We start from the raw sequence: 20,791 nt of genomic DNA on the forward strand, positions 1-20,791 counted from the left end.
TAGCAATTAGAGGAAAAGCGAAGTATCCCCCGCTTTTCCTATTTATTTTAATATTCTACTTTCCACATATATCTTCTTGTAGATAATGGATGATTGCGCTGTTCTGCCAAGTTATCTGCGTATCTTCTTAATACATGGTTTAAGACTAGCGGAGCAATATATCCTTGAACAGACTCTGAAATTCCAGAAAAGTCAAAATCCTTCGCATCTAAAACGATTAGCTTCTTTCCATACCGTTGTGAGAATTCAAGGGCACGCTCCTCTAAGTATCTTGTTTCATCTAGACCTAGAAGAATAATAAATGGTGTTTCTTCATCAATAATTTCAAATGGACCATGGAAGTATTCTCCTGCATGAATCGCATGGGAATGAACCCATTGCATCTCCATTAAAATACAAATCGCGAAGGAATAGGCCACACCATAATTTGATCCACTAGCCATCGTGTAGATAATTTTCTCATCCTTGTACTGTTTTCCAAATTCTACAGCAGCATCATGATATTGGGAAGCAGCTTTTTCAAAAACCGTTTGTAGGCTTTCTAAACTCTTCTCAAGAGAAGCAAATTTTTCATTGTTTTCTACAACCTTTAGTACTCCAAAGACTAATTGATACAGAACAGAGTAGTTTGTAGCAAATGCATTGGCAGTTGGGCCCCACTCATACTTAAGGACAACCTCTGAAGCTTGAGCCAATGGAGAAGTAGGCTCATTTGTTAGAGAAATGGTTAAGGCGCCTTTCGTACGAGCAAACCTAGCAGCTTCTACTGTTTCAGGAGTTGTACCAGAATGAGAGCATAGGATCACTAGAGATGTATCCCCCAGCTTTGCGTGATTACGATGGATGAATTCATTCGCACTATATAGATGTGCATCTATCTTTTTTGCTTCACGATCAACAACGTACTTACTTGGGTACATTAAAGCAGATGAACCCCCACAAGCTACAAAAAAGACATTATCGATTTGTTTCTTCTCTACTTCCTCAAGCGCATGTTTGATTTGATTTTTTACATCTACGATTAGTTCAGTACTCATATTTTATAAAGCCTCCTAAGTATTTTTTTAATATGGGGTACTGCCTATCCTCCCTTCATTCAACATACAACATTATAGGACGTTATATATTGTTATATTATAATCTACTATATCCTAGCCTATCTCCTTAGTCAACGGAATTTTCAGAAAATAATTTCGACTTTATTCGGCATTTTACTCATTTCCAATAGACTAAAGGGAAAAAGAAATGTGCAAAGTAAGTCTGTCTTTTACTTTCGACATTAGAACAAGATGTCTGAATGGATAGATTAAATGGTTCCTGATATATTTAATTACATTACATAAGAAAAGGAGTGGTAAGAAATGCAATCCATTAATGGAAAAACAGCGATTGTAACTGGTGCAGGCAGAGGAATTGGTCGTGCCACAGCGATTGCTCTTGCAAAAGAAGGAGTAAATGTTGGTTTAATAGGATTAACTCTTTCGAATCTTGAAAAAGTTGCTGAGGAACTACAAGGCTTCAATGTTAAAGTTTCTGTTGCAACAGCTGATGTGGCAGACCTTGACTCCATTACTACTGCAGTGGAGAAAGTAAAAGGAGAACTTGGTTCCATAGATATCTTAATTAATAATGCAGGAACAGCGAAATTTGGTGGGTTTTTAGATCTCTCGCCTGAAGAGTGGGAAAACATTATTAAAGTTAACCTTATGGGTGTGTACAATACCACTCGTGCGGTTTTACCGGAAATGGTTGAAAGAAAATCGGGAGACATTGTTAATATTTCTTCTAGCGCCGGACAGAAAGGTGCACCTGTCACAAGCGCGTACAGTGCATCCAAATTTGCGGTTCTTGGTTTAACAGAGTCCTTAGCTTTAGAAGTTCGTAAGCACAACATCCGTGTGGTCGGCCTTACACCTAGCACAGTCGTAACAGACCTTGCCGCGGAAGCAAACTTAATCTCTGGTAACCCTGAAAACGTCATGCACCCAGAAGACTTAGCAGACCTCATCGTATCCGGCCTAAAGCTCCACCCACGCGTATTCCTAAAATCAGCCGGCCTCTGGTCCACCAACCCATAGGGTGACAGACACCCTCCGTGGACAAATCACCCCAATCTGTCTTTTTGTGGTGTCTGTCACCCTTCGTGGACAGATTCGCTTGATTTGTACGCGTGAGGTGGACACTATTTTATAAGAAGCGAGAGTCTCAAGACTCTCGCTTTCTTACTTTCAAGACCTTATTCCCTCCCTAGTATTTTCACAGAATTTGTAATCTGAATTTTCTTTACTTTAAAAATTTAAGCAGTTACGATTAAAGTTGGAATGGAAAAACATTCCTACTACATACACAAGGAGGAGAGCACGATGATTCAAATAAGAAGAAAAGAAAAGCAAATTCAAAAGGAAGAATCTACTTAGTGAGAGGAGAAACTATATGCCATCTGTAAAAAATGGGATCCAAATTGTAAGTTATCACGAAGGATTAGCCGCAGGGGTAGCAAAAATGTGGAATTTAAGCCGTGACAGTTGGGGCGGCGACACCCGTGTCATGACAGAGGAACAAGTGAAAACAAAGGAAGCCAATTCTGAAAATATCGAGCTGTATCTGGCACTAGATGAAAATGAAGTCGTTGGCTATTGTGGATTATCTGAATATAAGGAGGATACTGGCTCTTTATACATCCCCTTACTCAACGTTCTTCCAAGTCACCATGGGAAAAAAATCGGGAAAATGCTTGTTATGAAAGCTCTTGAAAAAACACTCGAGCTCGGTTGGCCACGTCTTGACTTATACACCTGGCCAGGCAATACAAAAGCTGTTCCACTTTATAAAAAATGTGGTTTCTTTTGGGAGGATCGTGACGACACTACCCACCTGATGAACTTCATCCCCAAGGTGCTAAATACTCCACTTCTTCAACCACTATTTGAAAAAATGGACTGGTATGAAGCAAGTACAAGACAAATAGAAGTGAAGCCGGATGGAGAAAATAAAAATGGATTTTCCTTCTATGAATATAGCTGGAGTTCACCTGAAGCTAATGTACGTGTTCAATTCGAGCGGACGAGTCGGGGCATTACCCTGATTGAAACCGATGACTTCCTCGTTCAGCTTTCAATGGATAACCATGAAGTGATTGAGGAACTGGAGCATACCTATCAATTAACAATCGTAAACAAAACTGATAGTCCTATGTCCTTTCAGGCTACTGGTACTAAGAATGCACGAGTCGAATATCAACTCCATACGGGACAACTAACCGTAGAAAAAGAGGTTACACTCTCTAATACTTTTAAAGTACGAAAAGGCGAAGAGCCTAGTGTTTGGCGAACTCATCCAAGCATTCAAGTAACCGTAGAAATTAATGGTGTTCCATGCGATTTGAACATTGGGATATCCCCCATCCAACCTGCTAAGCTTGAAGCTTTCAATGAAGGAAATTTTTCCTTTTTAAATACAAAGTCTGAGTTTTACCTGGAGTTAAAAAATAATCTTTCTGTCGAAACAGAGTTTGTTCTAACCATTCCTGAAAATGACCTAGTCAGTCTTCAACATACATCATACGAGGTTACGGTTCCTGCTAAAGGAAGAATAACCCTACCCCTACCCATTATCGTTAGAAAGCATGGTTTTTACGATCCAATTATTCATGTTCAAACTAAGACCTCCAATCATATACTCACTTTTGAACAGCAAATTTCGGTAGCTTTTAAAGGGGCAGGAAAGAAATTTGGTGGAGAATCTAAGCTATACTGGCATGTATATAACGGTCAAAGCCAATTAAACATACGAAAGCTCGATCTTAATGTCCAATTAAAAAAAGATGCTAGAAGGAAACAGCCATCATTTGCATTTCTTGCCCCAAAACTTGGAAAACCTTACACCAATGAATTTAACAAAAAGAAACCAACATCAGTGACTTGGGATACAGATGATTCATCTATTATTATCAAATTTGTACTTCAATCAAGTGATTTCCCAGGAATCTACTTAACTGAGTGTCTTCAGCTATTTGGAGATGGAATCGTTCACCAGTGGGTTGAAATCGAAAATGCCCACCCCACCACTTACCAAAATATTGCTATCAGTCAGCCCATCTACCAAGAACTTGGCAACACATACTTTCCTCTAGACCAAAGAGTCGTTTTCTTTTCGGAGGACCGCCCGCTTGAATTCGGGGATCTAAATCCTGCTATGATAACGGGTCATTGGTATTTCTCTAAGACTGAAGGAGAAACAGTTGGAGTGACTTGGCCAAAGAATAGCAAGGCAGCTCCGGAAGGTTGGCAATTCGTCATTGAGCAAAAGGTTGGTGAGATGAAACCTGGGGCAAAGGCTTCAACTGAAAAAATCATCGTTGCTTTAGATTCGTTCCAGGAAGCAAACCATTTTCAGGCTTTTGCAGAGAAAAGCCATTTCGTTGATGCAATTGATATAACGAGTGAATTGGATCTCAAGGCAAATGAGATGATTATTACGCCAAGCTCATCTCCCTCCTTTACATTAAAGACATATAGAAACAGTTATCTGGATGGAACGCTTGAAATCACTTGCGACCAAACTCCTGTTGGCAAATGGAGTATCCAGGCAAAAGAAGAGAAAAATTCTATTACTTATGAACAACAGCTGTCAGTAGATACCCCTATTTCACATATATCAGCTTATTTTCAACAGCCAGGTATCCAGACGAAATTCGAGGGTCTACTTCTTTCTCCAAGTGGAGCTATTTCCTCTAAGACAGAGGCTGATGGCTCAATAGTTGTTGAGAATGGTTGTTTATTGATAAAAGCAAATGCTGATTTTTACCCCGGATTATATTCGTTGAAAGTAAACGGACTGGAGTGGTTAGATACAGAGTATCCAGAAAGAATCGCCAAAAGCTGGTGGAATCCATGGGCAGGAGGAATGAAGTGGTCTCCCGAAGGGATTACTACCTTCTCTCTTTTAAAAGAAAAAACAACTGTATCAACGGCTAATATACGTGATCGCAAAGGCAATACTTGGAGAGGAATAGCGATTCAGACAAATTTCGAAGAACATTTACAATGGAAAAATGTTGAGTATATTCACTACTATCTGATGCTACCTAACGTTCCTGTTTTAGCAACATTCTTACAGGTAATACATGATGGCGGGAAATGGCTGACTGGGGAAAGATGGTTGACTGACCTATTCCTCGGTGGAGAGGTTTTAACAAACCTATCTATTAAAGATGGCTGTACGGAATATCGGGTAGGCAAACAGGAATTACCAATGTATCTGCCACAAGACTCCTATATTGAATCAGCTACAAAAAAAGAGAGGCTTTATGTAATTTCAAGTCTGAACACGGAAGAGACCGAAGCCTATATAAATAAAGAGGCATTTCATCTAGTTGCAGCGCAACCAGGATTCGCAAATAAGAAAGACAAAGCAACTGCTCCCCTGTTCTTCCTGTTTGATGAGCGAAAACTACCAGCAGAAGCAGTACAAAAACTACTAAATATCCAATTTTAAAAGGAGTTATTATGAAAATCATCGATGCTCATATTCACCTATCGAACATACATTCATTTCATGAAACAGCTGAAAATATATCATTTGTGGATTATTCAGCCTCTGGCATTATCAAAGAATTCGAGGAAGCTGGAGTGGTGCTTGGTATAGGGATGGGACTTACGGAAACAGAAAGAATGGGGTTTCCTGATTACGAGACGCCAACACCGATGGGTCTCGATTTAGTCGATGAGCTTCCACCTTCTATCTTTACGTGTGCAGGAGTAAATCCGTACAATTTAGATGAGAAGGCGCTCACTCGTTTAGAAGGGATGTTATTACATCCTAAAACGGTTGGAATCAAGATTTATCTTGGTTATTATCCGTTTTATGCCTATGACCCTGTTTATAAGCCCGTTTATAGACTAGCGGCAAAATACAAACTTCCTGTCGTCTTTCATACAGGGGATACGTATTCAGAAAGGGGCTATTTAAAATACTCTCACCCTCTCACCATCGATGAGGTTGCGGTTGACAATAGAGATGTGAATTTTATGATGGCTCATTTCGGGGACCCGTGGACACTTACAGGTGCAGAAATCATTTATAAAAATCCAAATGTATTTGCAGATTTATCTGGACTAATTGTCGGGACAAAAAAGGACCTAGCAGCGAAAAGCGAAGGTCGTTTCCTTGATCATTTGCGACACGCCTTGGTATTTGCAGACTCTTATGACAAGCTTTTGTTTGGTACCGACTGGCCATTAGTACCGATTGCTCCGTACATTGAGTTTATCAAAAAATTAATCCCTGAAGAATACCATAGCCAAGTGTTCTACGAAACCGCATTAAAGGTTTTTCCAAAAATTCAACCGTTTATTAAATAACCAAAGGGGCTGCCTGTTTTTTCAAGGCAGCTCTTTCGTATTTATAGAGATTGCCGTTCTATTAAACTTCAACAAAAAATGGATGTGTTTCTTCATTCAGACAATACTCCATTCTCGTCTTAAAGTGTTTCCAAGTGACCATTTCAAGTGCTTTTTCTATACGAAAAAACCCCACTTCTAAACTCTCAGGTGAAGTAGCTAGTTGGCCACCAACTACTTTCCCGATGAACATAGTACTGCAAATAGAGTGCTTTACATTTTGAAAAATACCACAGAGCTTTACGATTTCAATATCTATCCCACTTTCTTCTTTTGTTTCTCGTATCACAGCTGCCTTAATCGACTCTCCTTCTTCAACCTGACCACCTGGCATTTCCCAACCTCTCCGTGGACTTTTTATTAAAAGAACTTCATTATTATCATTCAGTACGAAAGCCTTGGCAGAAACAATATGCTTCGGTGCTACCATTTTTTCATCTGCTCCCTTCTTAAACACTTTTATTTCCACAATATGTATGTCAGAGAATAATAAACCCTTTAAAAAAAATAAAATGCTGGTTATATCCCAGCATTTCTTACATCTCGGCGTTAGCCCCTTTATATTGAATGAATTTCTGGTGCTTATGTGCCAATAATTGTATCTGGTGCAGCTCCTCTATCAAGTCATGAATGGAAAGGAGCTCAAACAGTAGCGCAATATACGTTTGGGGACACTTATCCTCTTGTACACATTTTTTAAATATTGACCGAAGTTCCGCCGCCACCTGTAGATGTCCTTCATCCATCCGGTACTCCTTATCATTCAGTGCATATTTAAAGGACTTGAACATCAACTGGATGGACTCTTCCTTACATAATGGTGCATCAAGTGGAGGAATAGCCATAAGATTGGCTACATGAAAAAACATTTGGCGCATAGTACTTAACTTTTTATATTCATAATGAAACTCCCTGGTATACTTTCGGTCAATATGATGTAACTTCCATTCCTGCTTTTGATACTCACATAATGTCTCTACGGATTCGAAGTCCTTCCAAAGCCTTTCAAACTTTGCCTTAGTCTCTTGATGTAATGGCTGTTGAAATACAATTTCTTTTCCGCGTTCTTCAATAACTGTGCCTGTCTCAATGATATAATGGTGAAGCTTAGATTTAATCATCAATGAGTAATTCGGTTTTATAACAAGGAAATTAACGAGTGCGGATACCGTTAAGCCAATACCCGTTGTTCCCAGCCGAATAAAAAATGAGCTTAAAAAATGATCATGAACGGTTGATATCATCGCTACTCCTGTCAAAACAGCTACAAGTGTTCCATCGTGCAATCGAAGCTTATAACATACGATAATCGTCGTAACTGCTACGAGCATGTAAGTAAACGGACTATCTCCAAAGACAAAATTAAATAAAACAGAAAAAGCGGCTCCAATAGCTGATGCCGGAAACCGAACGAACGCCTTTTTAATAGAATGCGCTGCAGTAGGTTCAATCGTAACAATCGCTGTTATAACTGCAAACATCGGAGGCCAAGACAGTAGGTCACATATAAGCGCAGTAAGAAACACAGCAATCCCTGTCTTAACAATTCTTCCACCAAAAAATTTATATTTCTTTAGAAGTTCCATTAAAAACATTCCTTTTTTCAATGTCTTCTTTAATTATACAACAACTAAAATAATTCCCAAAACATGGTTAGGAAACAATAGTTGTATGTCATTATATGTTTACATTAAATATATAAAAAATCTCTCCTATTTATGGAGAGATTTTTTGACACTATTTTACTAAGCTAGGTAATAACGTTGATAGGAATGGAACATATGCTACTAGCAGGATGACAAACAAAATCATTCCGAAGAATGGCCAGAGATATTTAATCGATTCATTAATGTTTGCCTTAGCAATTCCATTTGTAATGAATAGAAGCACCCCAATTGGTGGTGTTATTCCTCCTATAATTAAACAAATAGCAACAACGGTAGCAAACTGTATAGGATCAAATCCAAAATCTACCGCTAAAACAGATAAGACAGGTACAAATATTATTGCTGCAGCGATAGTTTCTAAGAAACAACCAATTAATAGTAAAAAAGCAATAATTAGTAATATAACAATATGTTTACTTTCTGTAAAAACACTTAGCATATTTACAACTTTAATAGGAAACTGCTCATTTGCTAGTATCCATCCAAACGCAGAAGCGGTTGCAGCAATAAACATAACCATAACCGTTGTATTTAATGCTTTCGTGAATATCTCACCCAAATCACGTATCTTCATCTCTTTATAGACAAAGGTACTAATAAGAAAACAATAGAGGACTGCAATCACACCTGATTCTGTTGCTGTAAAAGTACCTGTAACAATTCCCCCAATAATAATAACTGGAGCCATAAGAGCCCAGAAAGCAGTAAGAAAACTCTTCCACACTTCTTTCAAAGAAGCCCTCTCTGATTTTTCAAGACCAAGTTTTTTGGCAGCCATATAATTAATTATCATTAATCCCATCCCAATTAATATCCCTGGGATTGCTCCGGCTAAGAAAAGCTTTCCAATTGATAAACCTGTCAATGATCCGTATATAATCATAATGATGCTTGGAGGGATGATTGGTCCAAGTGAGCCTGCACATGCAGTTAACGCAGCAGCATATCCTTTCGGGTATCCCTTTTTTATCATAGATGGAATTAATACAGAACCGACAGCTGATGTATCTGCAGACGCGGAGCCAGATATTCCAGCAAAAGCCATACTCGTGAGAACCGTAACATGTCCTAAACCACCACGAATATGGCCAATCAATGAGCTAGAAAACCTGATTAATCTTGCCGAGATTCCCCCACTTTCCATTATTACGCCAGCCAACATAAACAGTGGGATGGCTAAAAAAGTTGAACTATTTAATGTATTAAAAATTCTTGGGATGAGTAAGCTTAGCGGGATATCACTAAAGAAAAAAATTGAAAAAAGAGATGATAAGCCAATTGCAAACGCTATGGGTACTCTAATACATAGTAAAACGAGTAAACTTATAAACAACGCAACCAACATACTATCACCTCTTCCTTTCTTTTATAGTTTCAATAGCACTAAGAATAATATAGATGAGTAACAAACTTGCTCCAATCGGGATTGCTGCAAAAATATATGACATAGGAATACGGCTGATAGGGGCTAATTGGTTACCCATTACTTCTGTTACAAAATATCCTTGATATACAATTACAACAGTATAGACAATCATTAATAAATGATTAAATAAAGTTAGCCAAAACTGAATGGTCTCACTAAATCTACTTATAAAAAAATCCACTTCAATATGAACCTTATTACGCATTCCGTAAGCAATCCCTAAGAAAACCATCCAGACAAATAAAAATCTTACTGCCTCATCAGTCCCCTGTACTGGGCTTCCAATCAAACGTGAACTTACTTGGACTAGCGTCAAAATAACTATTAAAGCAAATAAAAATATTCCTATACCCCTTATCCCTTTATCTAGAAAGTTAATCATTTTTTCACCCCTTTGGTGACATCGAAAATATGATCAATAAGTTGGAATACCTATCTTTAAAAACTGATTCAAAGGTAAACCTTTGAATCAGTTTTTTACATCTATTTTATTTCTCGAATCTTATCTACTAAATCTACAGCATTTACTTCCTTTGCATAGTCATCTACAATAGACTCTGCTTTCTCAATGAATGGTGCTTTATCTACCTCTACTACTTCAAGGCCTTCTTCTACCAACTTATTAAAATATTCTTCGTCAAGATCCATTGCTAACTGACGACCATATTCGCCAGCTTCTAGAGCTGCCTCTGAAATTAGTTTTTGATCTTCCTCAGATAGACCTTTAAAGAACGTATCACTCATATTCAATGAAAGCGCTGTAAAAATATGTTCTGTTTTAACTAAGTATTTGGATACCTCATACATTTTAGCTGAATAAATACTTTCTGCAGAGCCCTCAAACCCATCAACGACACCTGTTTCCATTGCTGTATATAGTTCCCCCCAAGGAAGTGGTGTGGCTACAGCATCCCATGATTGTACCGTTTCAATAACGCTTGGGGCTTCCGGTGTACGAATTTTTATCCCTTTCAATTCGTCTATTGATTCTGTTTTCTTTGTTAAAAAGGTACTACGAAAAGCAGAGTCAAACCATGCTAACGAACGAATTCCCTTGTCTGCCATTTTTTCTTGAAGCGAGGAACCAACTTCTCCATCAAACACTTGATGGACATGGTCATAATCCTCAAACAAATATGGCATATCTAGAATTCCCACTTCTGGAACAAAGTTTGCTAATAAACCAGCATCATTGATAGCCATCTCAATTGTCCCTAGTTGTAAACCCTCTACTAGCTCTTTTTGATCTCCTAGTTCACCAGATGGATGGATAGTCACGTTAATTCTTCCATCTGACTTTTCGGCAACCAACTCCTTGAACTTTTCTGCCGTTTTTACAACTGAATGTTCTGGTGCAAGGTGTGATCCAATTCGAATCTTCACTTCTTCTTTTTTACCTGAATCTGATTCTGAGGCTGATCCGTTACTTTTATTACCCCCGCATGCCGACAAAATGACCATTAACATGATTACTAGTATTGCAATCCCCTTGTTCTTCATGTTTCTCCCCCTATTTTTATAGAATTTGTCCTGATTTAACTTCTACTAATCCAGCCTCACGGTTAAGCTCTACCCCAAAGCCAGGCTTGTCACTAACTTTTAACTTTCCGTTAACAGGAATAGGTTCATCTTTGAGTAATGGATAATATTGAGGAACAATTTCGGAAGCATCTGGACTCATCACTAAGTATTCAGTAAACGGGCTATTTGGTTTCGTAACTACATAGTGATGGCTGTAGACACCACTTCCATGTGGAACAACCATTTTACCGAAACTATCAGCAAGGTTTCCTATTTTTATCAGTTCCGTTAATCCCCCACACCAACCGACATCTGGTTGAATAATATCTAGATCACAATACTCTAGTAACATTCGGAAGCCGTATCGTGTTGCTTCATGCTCCCCACCTGTAACTAATATATTGTTTCCTGCCCTTTTTTTGAGATCCCGGTAATTCCAATATTCATCAGGGTTAAAACATTCTTCAATCCACTTAAAGCCAAGCTCCTCAGATTTTGCCATTAGTTTTTGTGCATATGGTAAGTCCAGTGACATCCAGCAATCCCACATCAGCCAGAAATCATCCCCCACTCGACTTCTCATCTCAGCAGCTGCCTCAATATTTTTGCGTAGTCCTTCCTCTCCATCGGCAGGGCCATACACTAGAGGCATCTTCCCACCAATAAAGCCATGCTCTTTTGCTAAGTCAGGTCGAGGTCCAGTTGCATAAAAAACAAGTTCTTCTCTCACCTTCCCACCAATCATTGAGTAGACCGGCTCTTCTCTGAGATGCCCCAATAAATCCCAAAGTGCTAGGTCAATCGCAGATATAGCATTCAGCACAATCCCTTTTCTTCCATAGTAAAGAGAGGCACGGTACATTTGATCCCACATGATTTCAATATTTTCAACCTGTTGGCCAACAACAAACCGTTCGAGGTGATTTTTAATGAGCCAGGCGGCAGGATATCCTCCAGTTGAAATGCCGAAGCCAACCGTTCCGTTATCAGCTTCGACCTCAACAACAATTGTTTTTAGTGCGTTTATTCCAAAGCTTGTTCGTGAAGCTTTGTACTCGGGATAGATGCTCATTGGCGTTGAAATTTGGCCAACAATCCAATGCTCCTGACCCTGATCATGATAATCCGCTCCCCCACCTTCAACCACATAACACCTTAGACTCTTAATTTTTTGTCCAAGTCCCCTCATTTGATTTCACTCCTTTTTAAAATTGAAGAAAGATCTTGCTTTTTACTACGTTTCCACTAACCAAATCGACAAATGATTGGTGACCATTTTCAATTGGACGAACTTCTGACCAGATTTTTTCACATATTTGTTCATTGATTAGTAATTGTAAAGCTTCGTGAAAATCTTGTTTGGTATAACAGAATGAACCAAGTTCAGTTATCTCACTTCGAATTGTTTGATTAATAGGGATTGGTGTTTCATCGACACCAAGACCAATATTCATAATTACTCCACCAGGGTTAATGATCTTGATTGCTTGCTGACGGGTAGGTACAAACCCCGCTGCATCAATAATGATGTCTAATCCCTTTTGCCCCGTGATTTCTTTCACTCGTTCTTCAACATTTTCTTTGTTGGATTGAATCACATGAGCAATTCCTGATTCCTGAATCGTATTTAACCTTTCTTGATTAAGGTCAAGGACAATTACGTTTTCGGCCCCTAATATTTTTGCAACAAAGGCGCTCAACAATCCAATTGTTCCTGCACCGTACACAACTACATTCGCGAACGGATGATTTGCCATTGCTCTTTTCGTTGCTCGTAAACTACAAGCGAGGGGTTCTGTTAACGAAGCAGCGAATGAGTTTAGATGGTCTGGAATTGGAATCACGGCTGAAGAAGGGACACTTACGTACTCCCCAAATGCTCCAGGACGATGAATACCTAAGATTAATCGATTGTCACAGAGATTCTCTAACCCTTTACGACAGCGGTTACATTTCCCACAACTGATAAGTGGATTAACAACAACACGTTTTCCCATCAAGTCAGGAGATCCATCTGTATTCTCAACCACCCCTGAGAATTCATGTCCCATGATTAAAGGAGGTACTCGCAAGCTGTTATGGCCTAAAAACCCTTCTATTTCAGAACCACAAATACCTACTACATCCACCTTTATTAAAACTTCGTCTTTTTGTAAAGCGGGAATGGAAACCTCTTGTATTTCCATTTTATTTGGCTCTGTCCACATTAAAGCTCTCATACTTACCTCCTATGATTCTAGTAGATTGTATTCTCTAACACTCCAACATTTTGAATTTCAATTTTACATACGTCTCCTCTTTTTAAGAAAATAGGTGGATTTCTAAAAACTCCTACACCATGAGGGGTTCCTGTTGCAATAACATCTCCTGGTTTAAACGTAAACCCTCTTGAGAGATAGGAGATGATGTAAGGGATTTTATGAATAAGGTGTTTTGTATTCGAGTCCTGTAGTGTTTCTCCATTAACGGTTAACTTAATATCTAAATTATGTGGATCTTTAATTTCGTCAGCTGTAACAATAGTTGGTCCAAGCGGGGCAAATGTATCATAGGATTTCCCTCTTACCCACTGAACATCTTTGAACTGTACATCCCGTGCACTCACATCGTTCATTACTGTGTATCCATAAATATAATCTAACGCTTGATCTTCAGAAATATCTTTTCCTTCTTTTCCAATGATGACAGCCAATTCAGCCTCATAATCTACTTGTTCAGAATCCTCTGGGAGAATAACCGTATCATTCGGACCAATAATACAGCTAGCCCATTTAGAAAAGATCATTGGTTGTTTTGGTGGTTCTACATTTTGTTCAATACAATGGTCCATGTAGTTATTGCCAACACACACCACTTTTCCTGGGTTAGATATAGGGGCTAATACTCTTATCAAGCTATTATCAATTTGTACTTCATTCTTATATGAATCATTTTCCTCCAACCAACTTAATAATGTTTCAATCTGATCAATGCCATGTTTTCCAAGACTGATTAAACCTAGCATATCGTTAGGTAACCTTAAGTCATTTCCATTTTTCTTTGCAGCCAAATCTGAAAGCGTATTCAATTTTATCGTTACTTGATCTTGTATAACTCCAATTTGAATCTTTTCTTCTTCACTAAAAGTAATTAGTTTCATAGACTTACTCCTACCCCTCTAATTATTTTTTATTTCCAGCCAAAAAAGAAAGTCTCTTGGCTAAATTTACAATTTCAACTTTTGCTACTTCTTTTTTGTTTTCCCAAGTGTTTTCCAACATCGTAAAACTGACAGCTGCAATGTACTTATTCTCATGATCTAGAATTGGAGCTGCTACACAACAGAAGCCAAGAGCACCTTCTTGTTGCTCGATTGCATATCCACGCTGTTTTGATTCTATTAACTCTGACCATAGATTATCTATTTTGGTTACTGTAAATTCAGTCTTAGCGGGGAGCGGCTCATTTGGAAGTATATTAACTAATTCATCCCTGCTATATTGCATTAATTGTGCCTTTCCAATTGCTGAAGCATAGGCTGGAAAACGCATTCCCGGGTCTGTTGCCAATCGTAAAGGTGACGTACCTTCCTTTTTTGCTAAGTAAAGGACTTCTCCTCCTTCTAAAATTCCTAATTGGATATTTTCACCTATCTTCTCCACAGACTTCTCGGATTCTATAAAGAAAGATTCCAGAATATTAAATTGTCTAAAGTAAGAAGCTCCTATAGAACCTAAAGTTGGTCCTAAAGCGTAGGTATCCCCCTTTTCTTTTACTATCCACCCTAAAAGTTCCATTGTATTTAAGAGTGAGAATAAAGAACTCTTATTTATACCAGATTTCGTTGATAAATCAATTAAGCGAAGCTGGCTGGGTGACTGTGAAATAAAATTTAATATGATGTTCGCCTTTTCTAAAGCTGGCACCCAATATTTCTTTTCCATTTTGTTCACCTTTTCTTCCGCTGGTTTAGTATACAAAACCAATTTTAATATACAAAACAACCTTAAATGCATTGTAACACGGTAAATGTTTTATTGTAAATAATTTTTAAAATATTTAAATTATTTACTTAGTTTCATAATGGTTCTTTCTATTCTTTTCAAATTCTACATAAATACCCGTAAATAAAAAAAATGCTACATTAAGTAGCATTTAATTAAAAATAGTGCAAACCTACTCACATCACCAACATCAACATAACCGGAACCGACACAATACTCAACAAGGTCGTAACTAACGTGCTATAAGAAACAAGATCTGGCTCTGTTCCAAACTCAAGCGAAAGCATCATGGTATTCGCTGCTGAAGGCATTGCTGATAGAACAATAAGAACTTGGGCAAGCATTCCTTCAATGGGTAATACCCAGATTAATAGTAAAGCAAGGACTGGAGAAATCAGCATTCGCTGTACCATAATAGTAGAAACATCTCCGATACTTACATTCTTCTTTTTAATTGCCCCCAGTTGCATTCCTAGAACAAGCATAATGGTTGGAATAGTTGCATCGGCAATGAGATTGATTGGTTTCATGATCATATCTGGCATTGGAACCGATAGTAGTTGAATAGCGATTCCTAAGACAGATCCATATATCATTGGCATTTTTAAAATATTTAAGAGTGATTGTTTGATAGAATATTCTCTCACGCTTCCCTTGCCAGCATAATATACCCCGATGGTATTCATAAGGAAAGATTGTATGACCATCATGATTACAGCATAGTCAACACCCACGTTCCCAAAAGCAAGTAAAATAATAGGAACACCATAGTTTCCACTGTTCATGAACACCCCTGAGAGCACCATCGCTGATTGCCTTGAACGAGGTGACTTTTTTATTGTTGCTGTAATATGAACAATAAAAATCATCCCTATACAAAGGAGCACACAAAACAGTAAAATATACAAATAATCTATGGTAATTTCATTCGTGTAAAAGGTACGAAATGCCAAAAAGGGCTGCATTAAATATAACGCCATGGCCGAAATCGCCTTCCGATCAAACCCTATCGTTCTTTGACCAAGATATCCTACACCGATTACCGATAAAGCTGATAATACAACGAATAATAGTTCCATAAGCCTGCCCCATTTGTCAGTTTTTTGAATATTTCTATTATACATTATGAAAACGCACTCATTATTAACGAAAATAAAATTTTACCAAAACAAAAATAGTCCCTAGCCAAAGACTAGGGACATTGTTTTAAATTAACTCGTTGTTCTTGGTTTCGTTGGATCACAATTAGGATCCTTCACCTCTGTTGTCTCGGCAAGTTTCATTAAATAATAACATTCCTCCCGAGCCATATGATCAGCCATAAGAGGCGTTAATACTCCGAGCGTCTCTTTATTTAACTCCATTTCCTCTAATTCTCTTAAAAAGCTTTTGAAAATCTCCATTTCTAACTCAATCTCTCTGTGAAAACGACTTAAAGCAGGAAAGGAATACACATTCGCACGCAAATAACCTGCCATTTCAACGGCCTTTAGGTAAAAATCCTCCCAATCCTTTGTGAACTCTCGCCCTTTTTCTTTGAGTTTTTTTTCCACACGATCCAAATTGGCATCGATTGCTCCCGCATGTCCTGCGGCGTCTAATAGCCACAATAAATCATGGTGTAAAGGATGAACGGTTGGAGGTATTTCTCCTTTAAGAAAAAACGAGAATACTCTTAATGCCTCTTCTAACTCATTGACCATATGACTAAGAAAAGATGGTGGTAAAGTAATTTTCACTTCCCCGACCAAATGCTCTCGAATAAGCGTGAGTTTCAGTTCTCTAATTTCTGTACCCGCTTGATTCGCCCTATGTAGCAGCTGCATTAGTTCCTCTCCAGTAGGCTGTCTACGTGATAGGGTCAATAGTTCATCAAATACAGAAATGAACTTCTTCGCCTGACTGATGTATTCAGTTTCAGTAGGTGCTAACGAATCGTGGATAAATCTCGCGTGGTCTCCAAGTACCTGTAACCAGAAATTCAACTCAAATAGTGCTTCTTGACGAAAGTTCTTTGCCAAAGCATTCACCTCTCTTTTTTTCCAATATATGAGACTGTTACTTGACCAATAACTAACATCAACAAAGCTCTATTACCAATGTAATAGAGCCCCATGTTTAATCAGCAGTTTTGTTTGAAAAATCTGTATAGTGATCTTGATAATGAATAAATTCGTGCTCCTGATAAGCAGCCAGCACACCATGGTAACTAATATCTAGTCCCATTTCTTCTTCCTCTTCTGTGGAACGAACAGGTATCCAGAGTCGGATGAGTGATAAACCTAGCCAGGTCATTCCGAATCCCCATACACATAGAACGATTAAACCTAACACTTGGACTCCCAGTAGATCCCAGCCCCCACCGTAAAAAAGTCCACCTTCTGTCGCGAACAACCCAAGAGCGATGGTTCCCCACACACCTGAAACAGCATGGACTGGGAATGCTCCAACTGGGTCATCTATTCTTCTTGACTCTAACCAATTGGTCGCAAACAACATCAATAAACCAGAAATTGCTCCTATTAAAATTGCTGCTTGATCACTAACAAATGCGCACCCCGCTGTTATTCCAACAAGTCCTGCCAATGAACCGTTAATGACTGCCGGTGCATCCGAACGCTTATAACGGAAAAGCGTGTAAATAAGCGTTGCTGCGCCTCCTGAAGCAGCTGATAACATGGTCACAATTGCAATATGTCCAATTCTTGCATCTGTACCACTCAATGTGCTTCCTGCGTTAAAACCGAACCATCCAAACCAAAGAAGAAACGCTCCTACTGAAGCCAAAGGAATATTACTCGGTAGAGCGATTGTGCTTGTTCCCAAAGGAGTGAATTTCCCTTTACGTGGACCAATAAACATCGCTGCTGCCAATGCCGAAAAACCACCGAGCGCATGTATAACAGCACTTCCTGCAAAATCAAGCATTCCAAGCTGACTTATCCAGCCTCCACCCCATACCCAATGTCCAGCAATCGGATAAATAACTGCTGTCATGATCATCGCATAAAGAATATACGCACGAAAATTGATTCTCTCTGCCACTGCACCTGAAACAATTGAAATAACGGCAATAACAAAGGCCGCTTGGAATAGCCAGAACGTATCGAGAGAAATGGATAGCTGGATATGAGACAGGTCACCTAATAAAGCAAAGCCACTCGTACCGATTATTCCCCATGCGTCTTTTCCATACATGAAAGCAAAGCCAATTAGATAAAAGCATAGTGCTCCTATTGTAATATCGACAAACACCTTCATTATAATATTTACATTATTTTTATGACGAACAAAGCCCGCCTCCAAAAGAGCAAAGCCACCCTCCATGAGGATAATCATTGCAGCAGTTAGTACAACCCATATCGTATCTAATCCTGAGTTCAATGTTTCAATAGTCATCACTACTACTCCTCGTCTTTCTTCTGCTTAATGATGTCTTCCGTTATAACACTTGATAGTTCAAGTTCATCACCACTTGTTATTTCTTCACATTGACGAATGGCCATGTTAATTTCATAGATTCGTTGTTTCAGAGAGTCAATTTGCTTCAAGCGATCTTTCACATGAACAATATATTCGACCGCTTGGTGATGACTTGGAGGACGACTAGCAAAAAACTTTCTTACAGGAGACAAGGATTGATAAAACGCATCCTCTGCTCGTCTTTTTTCTTCGTACTTTGTAATTTTATTTTTCAACTCATTAATTTCTTGTTCCTTTGTAAATAAAATTCGTTGAAGTATGCTCGTAATCTCAGAGGAAGAAAAATAGAAGTACCGATTCAATTCATCTCGAACAATCACGTAAATTCTCCTGACATGTAAATGTTATATTTCCTTACATGATATCAATATTAAGAGAATTTGTATACAGTAATTAATTGAAAATTTTGTTCAATTTGTTTTTCACTGAAAAACACCCTATGACGTCATAGGGTGCCTCATTTAACTATCTATTTAATGATAATTTCTCTAGCTTCCTCAGCAATATCTCTAGCAGTCAATTTATAGAATTCCATTAAATAGTCCATTTTTCCAACCTGGCCAAATTGTTCTTTTACCCCAATTCGCCTCATTCTTGTTGGACATTGCTCACCTAACACCTCAGCGACAGCACTACCTAACCCTCCAATTACATTATGATTTTCTGCTGTAACGACTGCTTTCGTTTTCGTTGCATATTTTACAATTAACTCTTTATCGATAGGTTTTATAGAGAACATATCAATCACCGTGGCTTCCACTCCCTGCTCTTTAAGAAGATCTGCTGCCTTCAGTGATTCTGCGACCATGATACCACAAGCAATAATCGTGACATCTCCTCCCTCTCTTAATACTTTCCCTTTCCCGGTCTCAAAAACTTCTCTTTCATCATAAAGCTTCACACTGTTTTTTCGAATAGTCCGGATATAGTGAATTCCATATTCCTTCTCACTCTTCCGAAGCAAGTAACCTAACATGGTAGAATCACTCACCTCATACACTTTCGCATTAGGAATAAGACGAACTAGTCCTAAATCCTCAAATGCCATATGCGTTCCACCATTATGCTCCGCAGATACACCCGCGTCAGATCCTAGAATTTTAATATTAGTTTTTGCATAAGCACCGGATATAAATAACTGATCAAAGGCTCGACGAGTAGCAAACTGTCCAAACGTATGGACGAAAGGAATTTTCCCAGTGAGAGATAAACCCGAAGCGACACCAATCATATTGGCTTCCATTATGCCACAGTTTATTAATTGGTCTGGAATCTCTTTCATAATTTTATTTGTTGAAATGGCACTCATTAAATCTGCTTCCAATGCAACAACATTGGGATTCGCCTTAGCAAGTTCTAGAAGTGTGTTTGCATACATTTGACGCATTTCTATATTTTCTAACTTGTAAGTAGATGTATGAATCATCTGGCCACACCCTTTCCAGATCTGTGTTCCAAGTCATCAATCGCTTGTAAAATAGCTTCTTCATCTGCTTGGCTAGGACGGATATGATGGTTATCAACCTTTTGTTCTAAGTATGGTACGCCTTGACCTTTAGTCGTGTCTAAAATAATGGCCACTGGACGTTCTGTTTGCTCTTTTCCTTTTTTAATAGCATCATAAATTTGTCCTAATGAACTACCGTCTACTTTCAGTGAATAGAAGCCAAACGCCTTGAACTTCTTTTCAAAGTCAAATGGATTAATAATATCCTTAGTTAAACCATCGAGTTGCTTCTTATTATCGTCAATGAAGACAAAAAGTCGATTTAACTTATGATGGGCTGCAAATTGAAACGCCTCCCAGCATTGTCCTTCATTTAATTCACCATCTCCCACAATACAAAAAGTATAGTTATCTTTCTTTGAAAGCTTATGTGAGAGAGCCACTCCAACAGCCGCAGAAATCCCTTGTCCCAATGATCCAGTTGTCATATCAACACCTGGTGTTAAATTCCGGTCCGGATGGGAAGGAAGTGTTGTTCCATTGTTATTGAGAGTATATAGTACCTCCTCTGGAAAATACCCTTTTACCGCTAATGTTGCATAAAGACCTGGTCCCCCATGTCCTTTCGATAAAATGAAATAGTCTCGCTTTTCCCAATCCGGATTTTTCGGATCTATCTTCATAACTCCTCCATACAACACCGCCAAGGTTTCAATGATTGATAAACTTCCCCCATAATGACCAAAACCCAGATGATAGAGCTCTTTTAATGTCTTTAATCGGATCTCATCCCGAAACTGTTCCACCTTCTCTAACTCAATACTCATGTAGCATTCTCCTTTTCTCCTAATCTTTTAAAATAA

The 20,791-nt window shown here is 38.5% G+C and carries 19 protein-coding genes; 3 read left to right on the forward strand and 16 right to left on the reverse strand.

Going from position 1 to position 20,791, the window contains the following annotated elements:
- Window positions 1-47: 47 nt before the first annotated feature.
- On the reverse strand, window positions 48-1,037 hold the full coding sequence (locus BKO01S_RS16405) for an SIS domain-containing protein (protein WP_066056499.1): 990 nt from the start codon (window positions 1,035-1,037) through the stop codon (window positions 48-50).
- Window positions 1,038-1,361: 324 nt separating this feature from the next.
- Here BKO01S_RS16405 and BKO01S_RS16410 point away from each other — a divergent pair, with 324 nt between their 5' ends.
- The 3 genes from BKO01S_RS16410 (at window position 1,362) to BKO01S_RS16420 (ending at window position 6,362) form a co-directional block, all read left to right on the forward strand.
- Window positions 1,362-2,078: a 3-ketoacyl-ACP reductase gene (locus BKO01S_RS16410; RefSeq protein WP_066056502.1), complete on the forward strand. Its 717-nt coding sequence runs from the start codon at window positions 1,362-1,364 to the stop codon at window positions 2,076-2,078.
- Between the two features lie 355 nt (window positions 2,079-2,433).
- The gene (locus BKO01S_RS16415) at window positions 2,434-5,496 is read left to right on the forward strand and encodes a GNAT family N-acetyltransferase (protein WP_066056505.1); all 3,063 of its coding nucleotides are present in this window, start codon (window positions 2,434-2,436) and stop codon (window positions 5,494-5,496) included.
- An 11-nt stretch (window positions 5,497-5,507) separates the two neighbouring features.
- Complete coding sequence (locus BKO01S_RS16420; protein ID WP_066056506.1) at window positions 5,508-6,362, forward strand: amidohydrolase family protein; 855 nt, start codon at window positions 5,508-5,510, stop codon at window positions 6,360-6,362.
- 61 nt (window positions 6,363-6,423) lie between these two features.
- Here the strand turns inward: BKO01S_RS16420 and BKO01S_RS16425 are convergent, their stop codons facing one another.
- The 15 genes from BKO01S_RS16425 to BKO01S_RS16495 all read right to left on the reverse strand — a co-directional run bounded on the left by BKO01S_RS16425 (window position 6,424) and on the right by BKO01S_RS16495 (window position 20,755).
- A complete protein-coding gene (locus tag BKO01S_RS16425) occupies window positions 6,424-6,831 on the reverse strand; it encodes an NUDIX hydrolase (protein ID WP_066056643.1) in 408 nt (135 codons plus the stop codon).
- Between the two features lie 106 nt (window positions 6,832-6,937).
- Complete coding sequence (locus tag BKO01S_RS16430) at window positions 6,938-7,987, reverse strand: aromatic acid exporter family protein (RefSeq protein WP_066056509.1); 1,050 nt, start codon at window positions 7,985-7,987, stop codon at window positions 6,938-6,940.
- Between the two features lie 151 nt (window positions 7,988-8,138).
- On the reverse strand, window positions 8,139-9,413 hold the full coding sequence (locus BKO01S_RS16435; protein ID WP_066056512.1) for a TRAP transporter large permease: 1,275 nt from the start codon (window positions 9,411-9,413) through the stop codon (window positions 8,139-8,141).
- A 4-nt stretch (window positions 9,414-9,417) separates the two neighbouring features.
- The gene (locus BKO01S_RS16440; RefSeq protein WP_066056515.1) at window positions 9,418-9,876 is read right to left on the reverse strand and encodes a TRAP transporter small permease; all 459 of its coding nucleotides are present in this window, start codon (window positions 9,874-9,876) and stop codon (window positions 9,418-9,420) included.
- Between the two features lie 101 nt (window positions 9,877-9,977).
- Entirely contained in the window at window positions 9,978-10,994 is a 1,017-nt protein-coding gene (locus BKO01S_RS16445; RefSeq protein WP_066056519.1) for a TRAP transporter substrate-binding protein, read from the reverse strand.
- A gap of 16 nt (window positions 10,995-11,010) precedes the next feature.
- Entirely contained in the window at window positions 11,011-12,204 is a 1,194-nt protein-coding gene (rhmD, locus tag BKO01S_RS16450; protein ID WP_066056523.1) for an L-rhamnonate dehydratase, read from the reverse strand.
- Window positions 12,205-12,220: 16 nt separating this feature from the next.
- Entirely contained in the window at window positions 12,221-13,234 is a 1,014-nt protein-coding gene (locus BKO01S_RS16455) for a galactitol-1-phosphate 5-dehydrogenase (protein WP_066056526.1), read from the reverse strand.
- A 17-nt stretch (window positions 13,235-13,251) separates the two neighbouring features.
- Window positions 13,252-14,154 (reverse strand): fumarylacetoacetate hydrolase family protein, encoded by a 903-nt coding sequence (locus tag BKO01S_RS16460; protein ID WP_066056529.1) that lies wholly within the window; start codon window positions 14,152-14,154, stop codon window positions 13,252-13,254.
- A 22-nt stretch (window positions 14,155-14,176) separates the two neighbouring features.
- The gene (locus BKO01S_RS16465) at window positions 14,177-14,938 is read right to left on the reverse strand and encodes an IclR family transcriptional regulator (protein WP_066056532.1); all 762 of its coding nucleotides are present in this window, start codon (window positions 14,936-14,938) and stop codon (window positions 14,177-14,179) included.
- Window positions 14,939-15,174: 236 nt separating this feature from the next.
- Window positions 15,175-16,077, reverse strand: coding sequence for an AEC family transporter (locus tag BKO01S_RS16470; RefSeq protein ID WP_066056535.1), 903 nt, complete (start codon window positions 16,075-16,077; stop codon window positions 15,175-15,177).
- A 132-nt stretch (window positions 16,078-16,209) separates the two neighbouring features.
- Entirely contained in the window at window positions 16,210-17,019 is an 810-nt protein-coding gene (locus BKO01S_RS16475; protein WP_066056537.1) for a DUF2935 domain-containing protein, read from the reverse strand.
- Between the two features lie 97 nt (window positions 17,020-17,116).
- Window positions 17,117-18,397 (reverse strand): ammonium transporter, encoded by a 1,281-nt coding sequence (locus BKO01S_RS16480; RefSeq protein WP_066056541.1) that lies wholly within the window; start codon window positions 18,395-18,397, stop codon window positions 17,117-17,119.
- A 5-nt stretch (window positions 18,398-18,402) separates the two neighbouring features.
- On the reverse strand, window positions 18,403-18,801 hold the full coding sequence (locus BKO01S_RS16485; protein WP_066056546.1) for a hypothetical protein: 399 nt from the start codon (window positions 18,799-18,801) through the stop codon (window positions 18,403-18,405).
- A gap of 149 nt (window positions 18,802-18,950) precedes the next feature.
- Window positions 18,951-19,907 (reverse strand): transketolase family protein, encoded by a 957-nt coding sequence (locus tag BKO01S_RS16490; protein ID WP_066056548.1) that lies wholly within the window; start codon window positions 19,905-19,907, stop codon window positions 18,951-18,953.
- Entirely contained in the window at window positions 19,904-20,755 is an 852-nt protein-coding gene (locus BKO01S_RS16495) for a transketolase (protein WP_066056550.1), read from the reverse strand. Before BKO01S_RS16495 ends, BKO01S_RS16490 begins: the two co-directional genes overlap by 4 nt.
- Between the last annotated feature and the right edge of the window lie 36 nt (window positions 20,756-20,791).

This window comes from Robertmurraya korlensis NBRC 107688, assembly GCF_001591645.1.
Lineage (GTDB): Bacteria > Bacillota > Bacilli > Bacillales > Cytobacillaceae > Robertmurraya_A.

Coding starts and splice junctions, on each gene's coding strand:
- BKO01S_RS16405 (WP_066056499.1), bottom strand. CDS start 1,037: ATGAGTACTGAACTAATCGTAGATGTAAAAAATCAAATCAAACATGCG.
- BKO01S_RS16410 (WP_066056502.1), top strand. CDS start 1,362: ATGCAATCCATTAATGGAAAAACAGCGATTGTAACTGGTGCAGGCAGA.
- BKO01S_RS16415 (WP_066056505.1), top strand. CDS start 2,434: ATGCCATCTGTAAAAAATGGGATCCAAATTGTAAGTTATCACGAAGGA.
- BKO01S_RS16420 (WP_066056506.1), top strand. CDS start 5,508: ATGAAAATCATCGATGCTCATATTCACCTATCGAACATACATTCATTT.
- BKO01S_RS16425 (WP_066056643.1), bottom strand. CDS start 6,831: ATGGTAGCACCGAAGCATATTGTTTCTGCCAAGGCTTTCGTACTGAAT.
- BKO01S_RS16430 (WP_066056509.1), bottom strand. CDS start 7,987: ATGGAACTTCTAAAGAAATATAAATTTTTTGGTGGAAGAATTGTTAAG.
- BKO01S_RS16435 (WP_066056512.1), bottom strand. CDS start 9,413: ATGTTGGTTGCGTTGTTTATAAGTTTACTCGTTTTACTATGTATTAGA.
- BKO01S_RS16440 (WP_066056515.1), bottom strand. CDS start 9,876: ATGATTAACTTTCTAGATAAAGGGATAAGGGGTATAGGAATATTTTTA.
- BKO01S_RS16445 (WP_066056519.1), bottom strand. CDS start 10,994: ATGAAGAACAAGGGGATTGCAATACTAGTAATCATGTTAATGGTCATT.
- rhmD (WP_066056523.1), bottom strand. CDS start 12,204: ATGAGGGGACTTGGACAAAAAATTAAGAGTCTAAGGTGTTATGTGGTT.
- BKO01S_RS16455 (WP_066056526.1), bottom strand. CDS start 13,234: ATGAGAGCTTTAATGTGGACAGAGCCAAATAAAATGGAAATACAAGAG.
- BKO01S_RS16460 (WP_066056529.1), bottom strand. CDS start 14,154: ATGAAACTAATTACTTTTAGTGAAGAAGAAAAGATTCAAATTGGAGTT.
- BKO01S_RS16465 (WP_066056532.1), bottom strand. CDS start 14,938: ATGGAAAAGAAATATTGGGTGCCAGCTTTAGAAAAGGCGAACATCATA.
- BKO01S_RS16470 (WP_066056535.1), bottom strand. CDS start 16,077: ATGGAACTATTATTCGTTGTATTATCAGCTTTATCGGTAATCGGTGTA.
- BKO01S_RS16480 (WP_066056541.1), bottom strand. CDS start 18,397: ATGACTATTGAAACATTGAACTCAGGATTAGATACGATATGGGTTGTA.
- BKO01S_RS16490 (WP_066056548.1), bottom strand. CDS start 19,907: ATGATTCATACATCTACTTACAAGTTAGAAAATATAGAAATGCGTCAA.
- BKO01S_RS16495 (WP_066056550.1), bottom strand. CDS start 20,755: ATGAGTATTGAGTTAGAGAAGGTGGAACAGTTTCGGGATGAGATCCGA.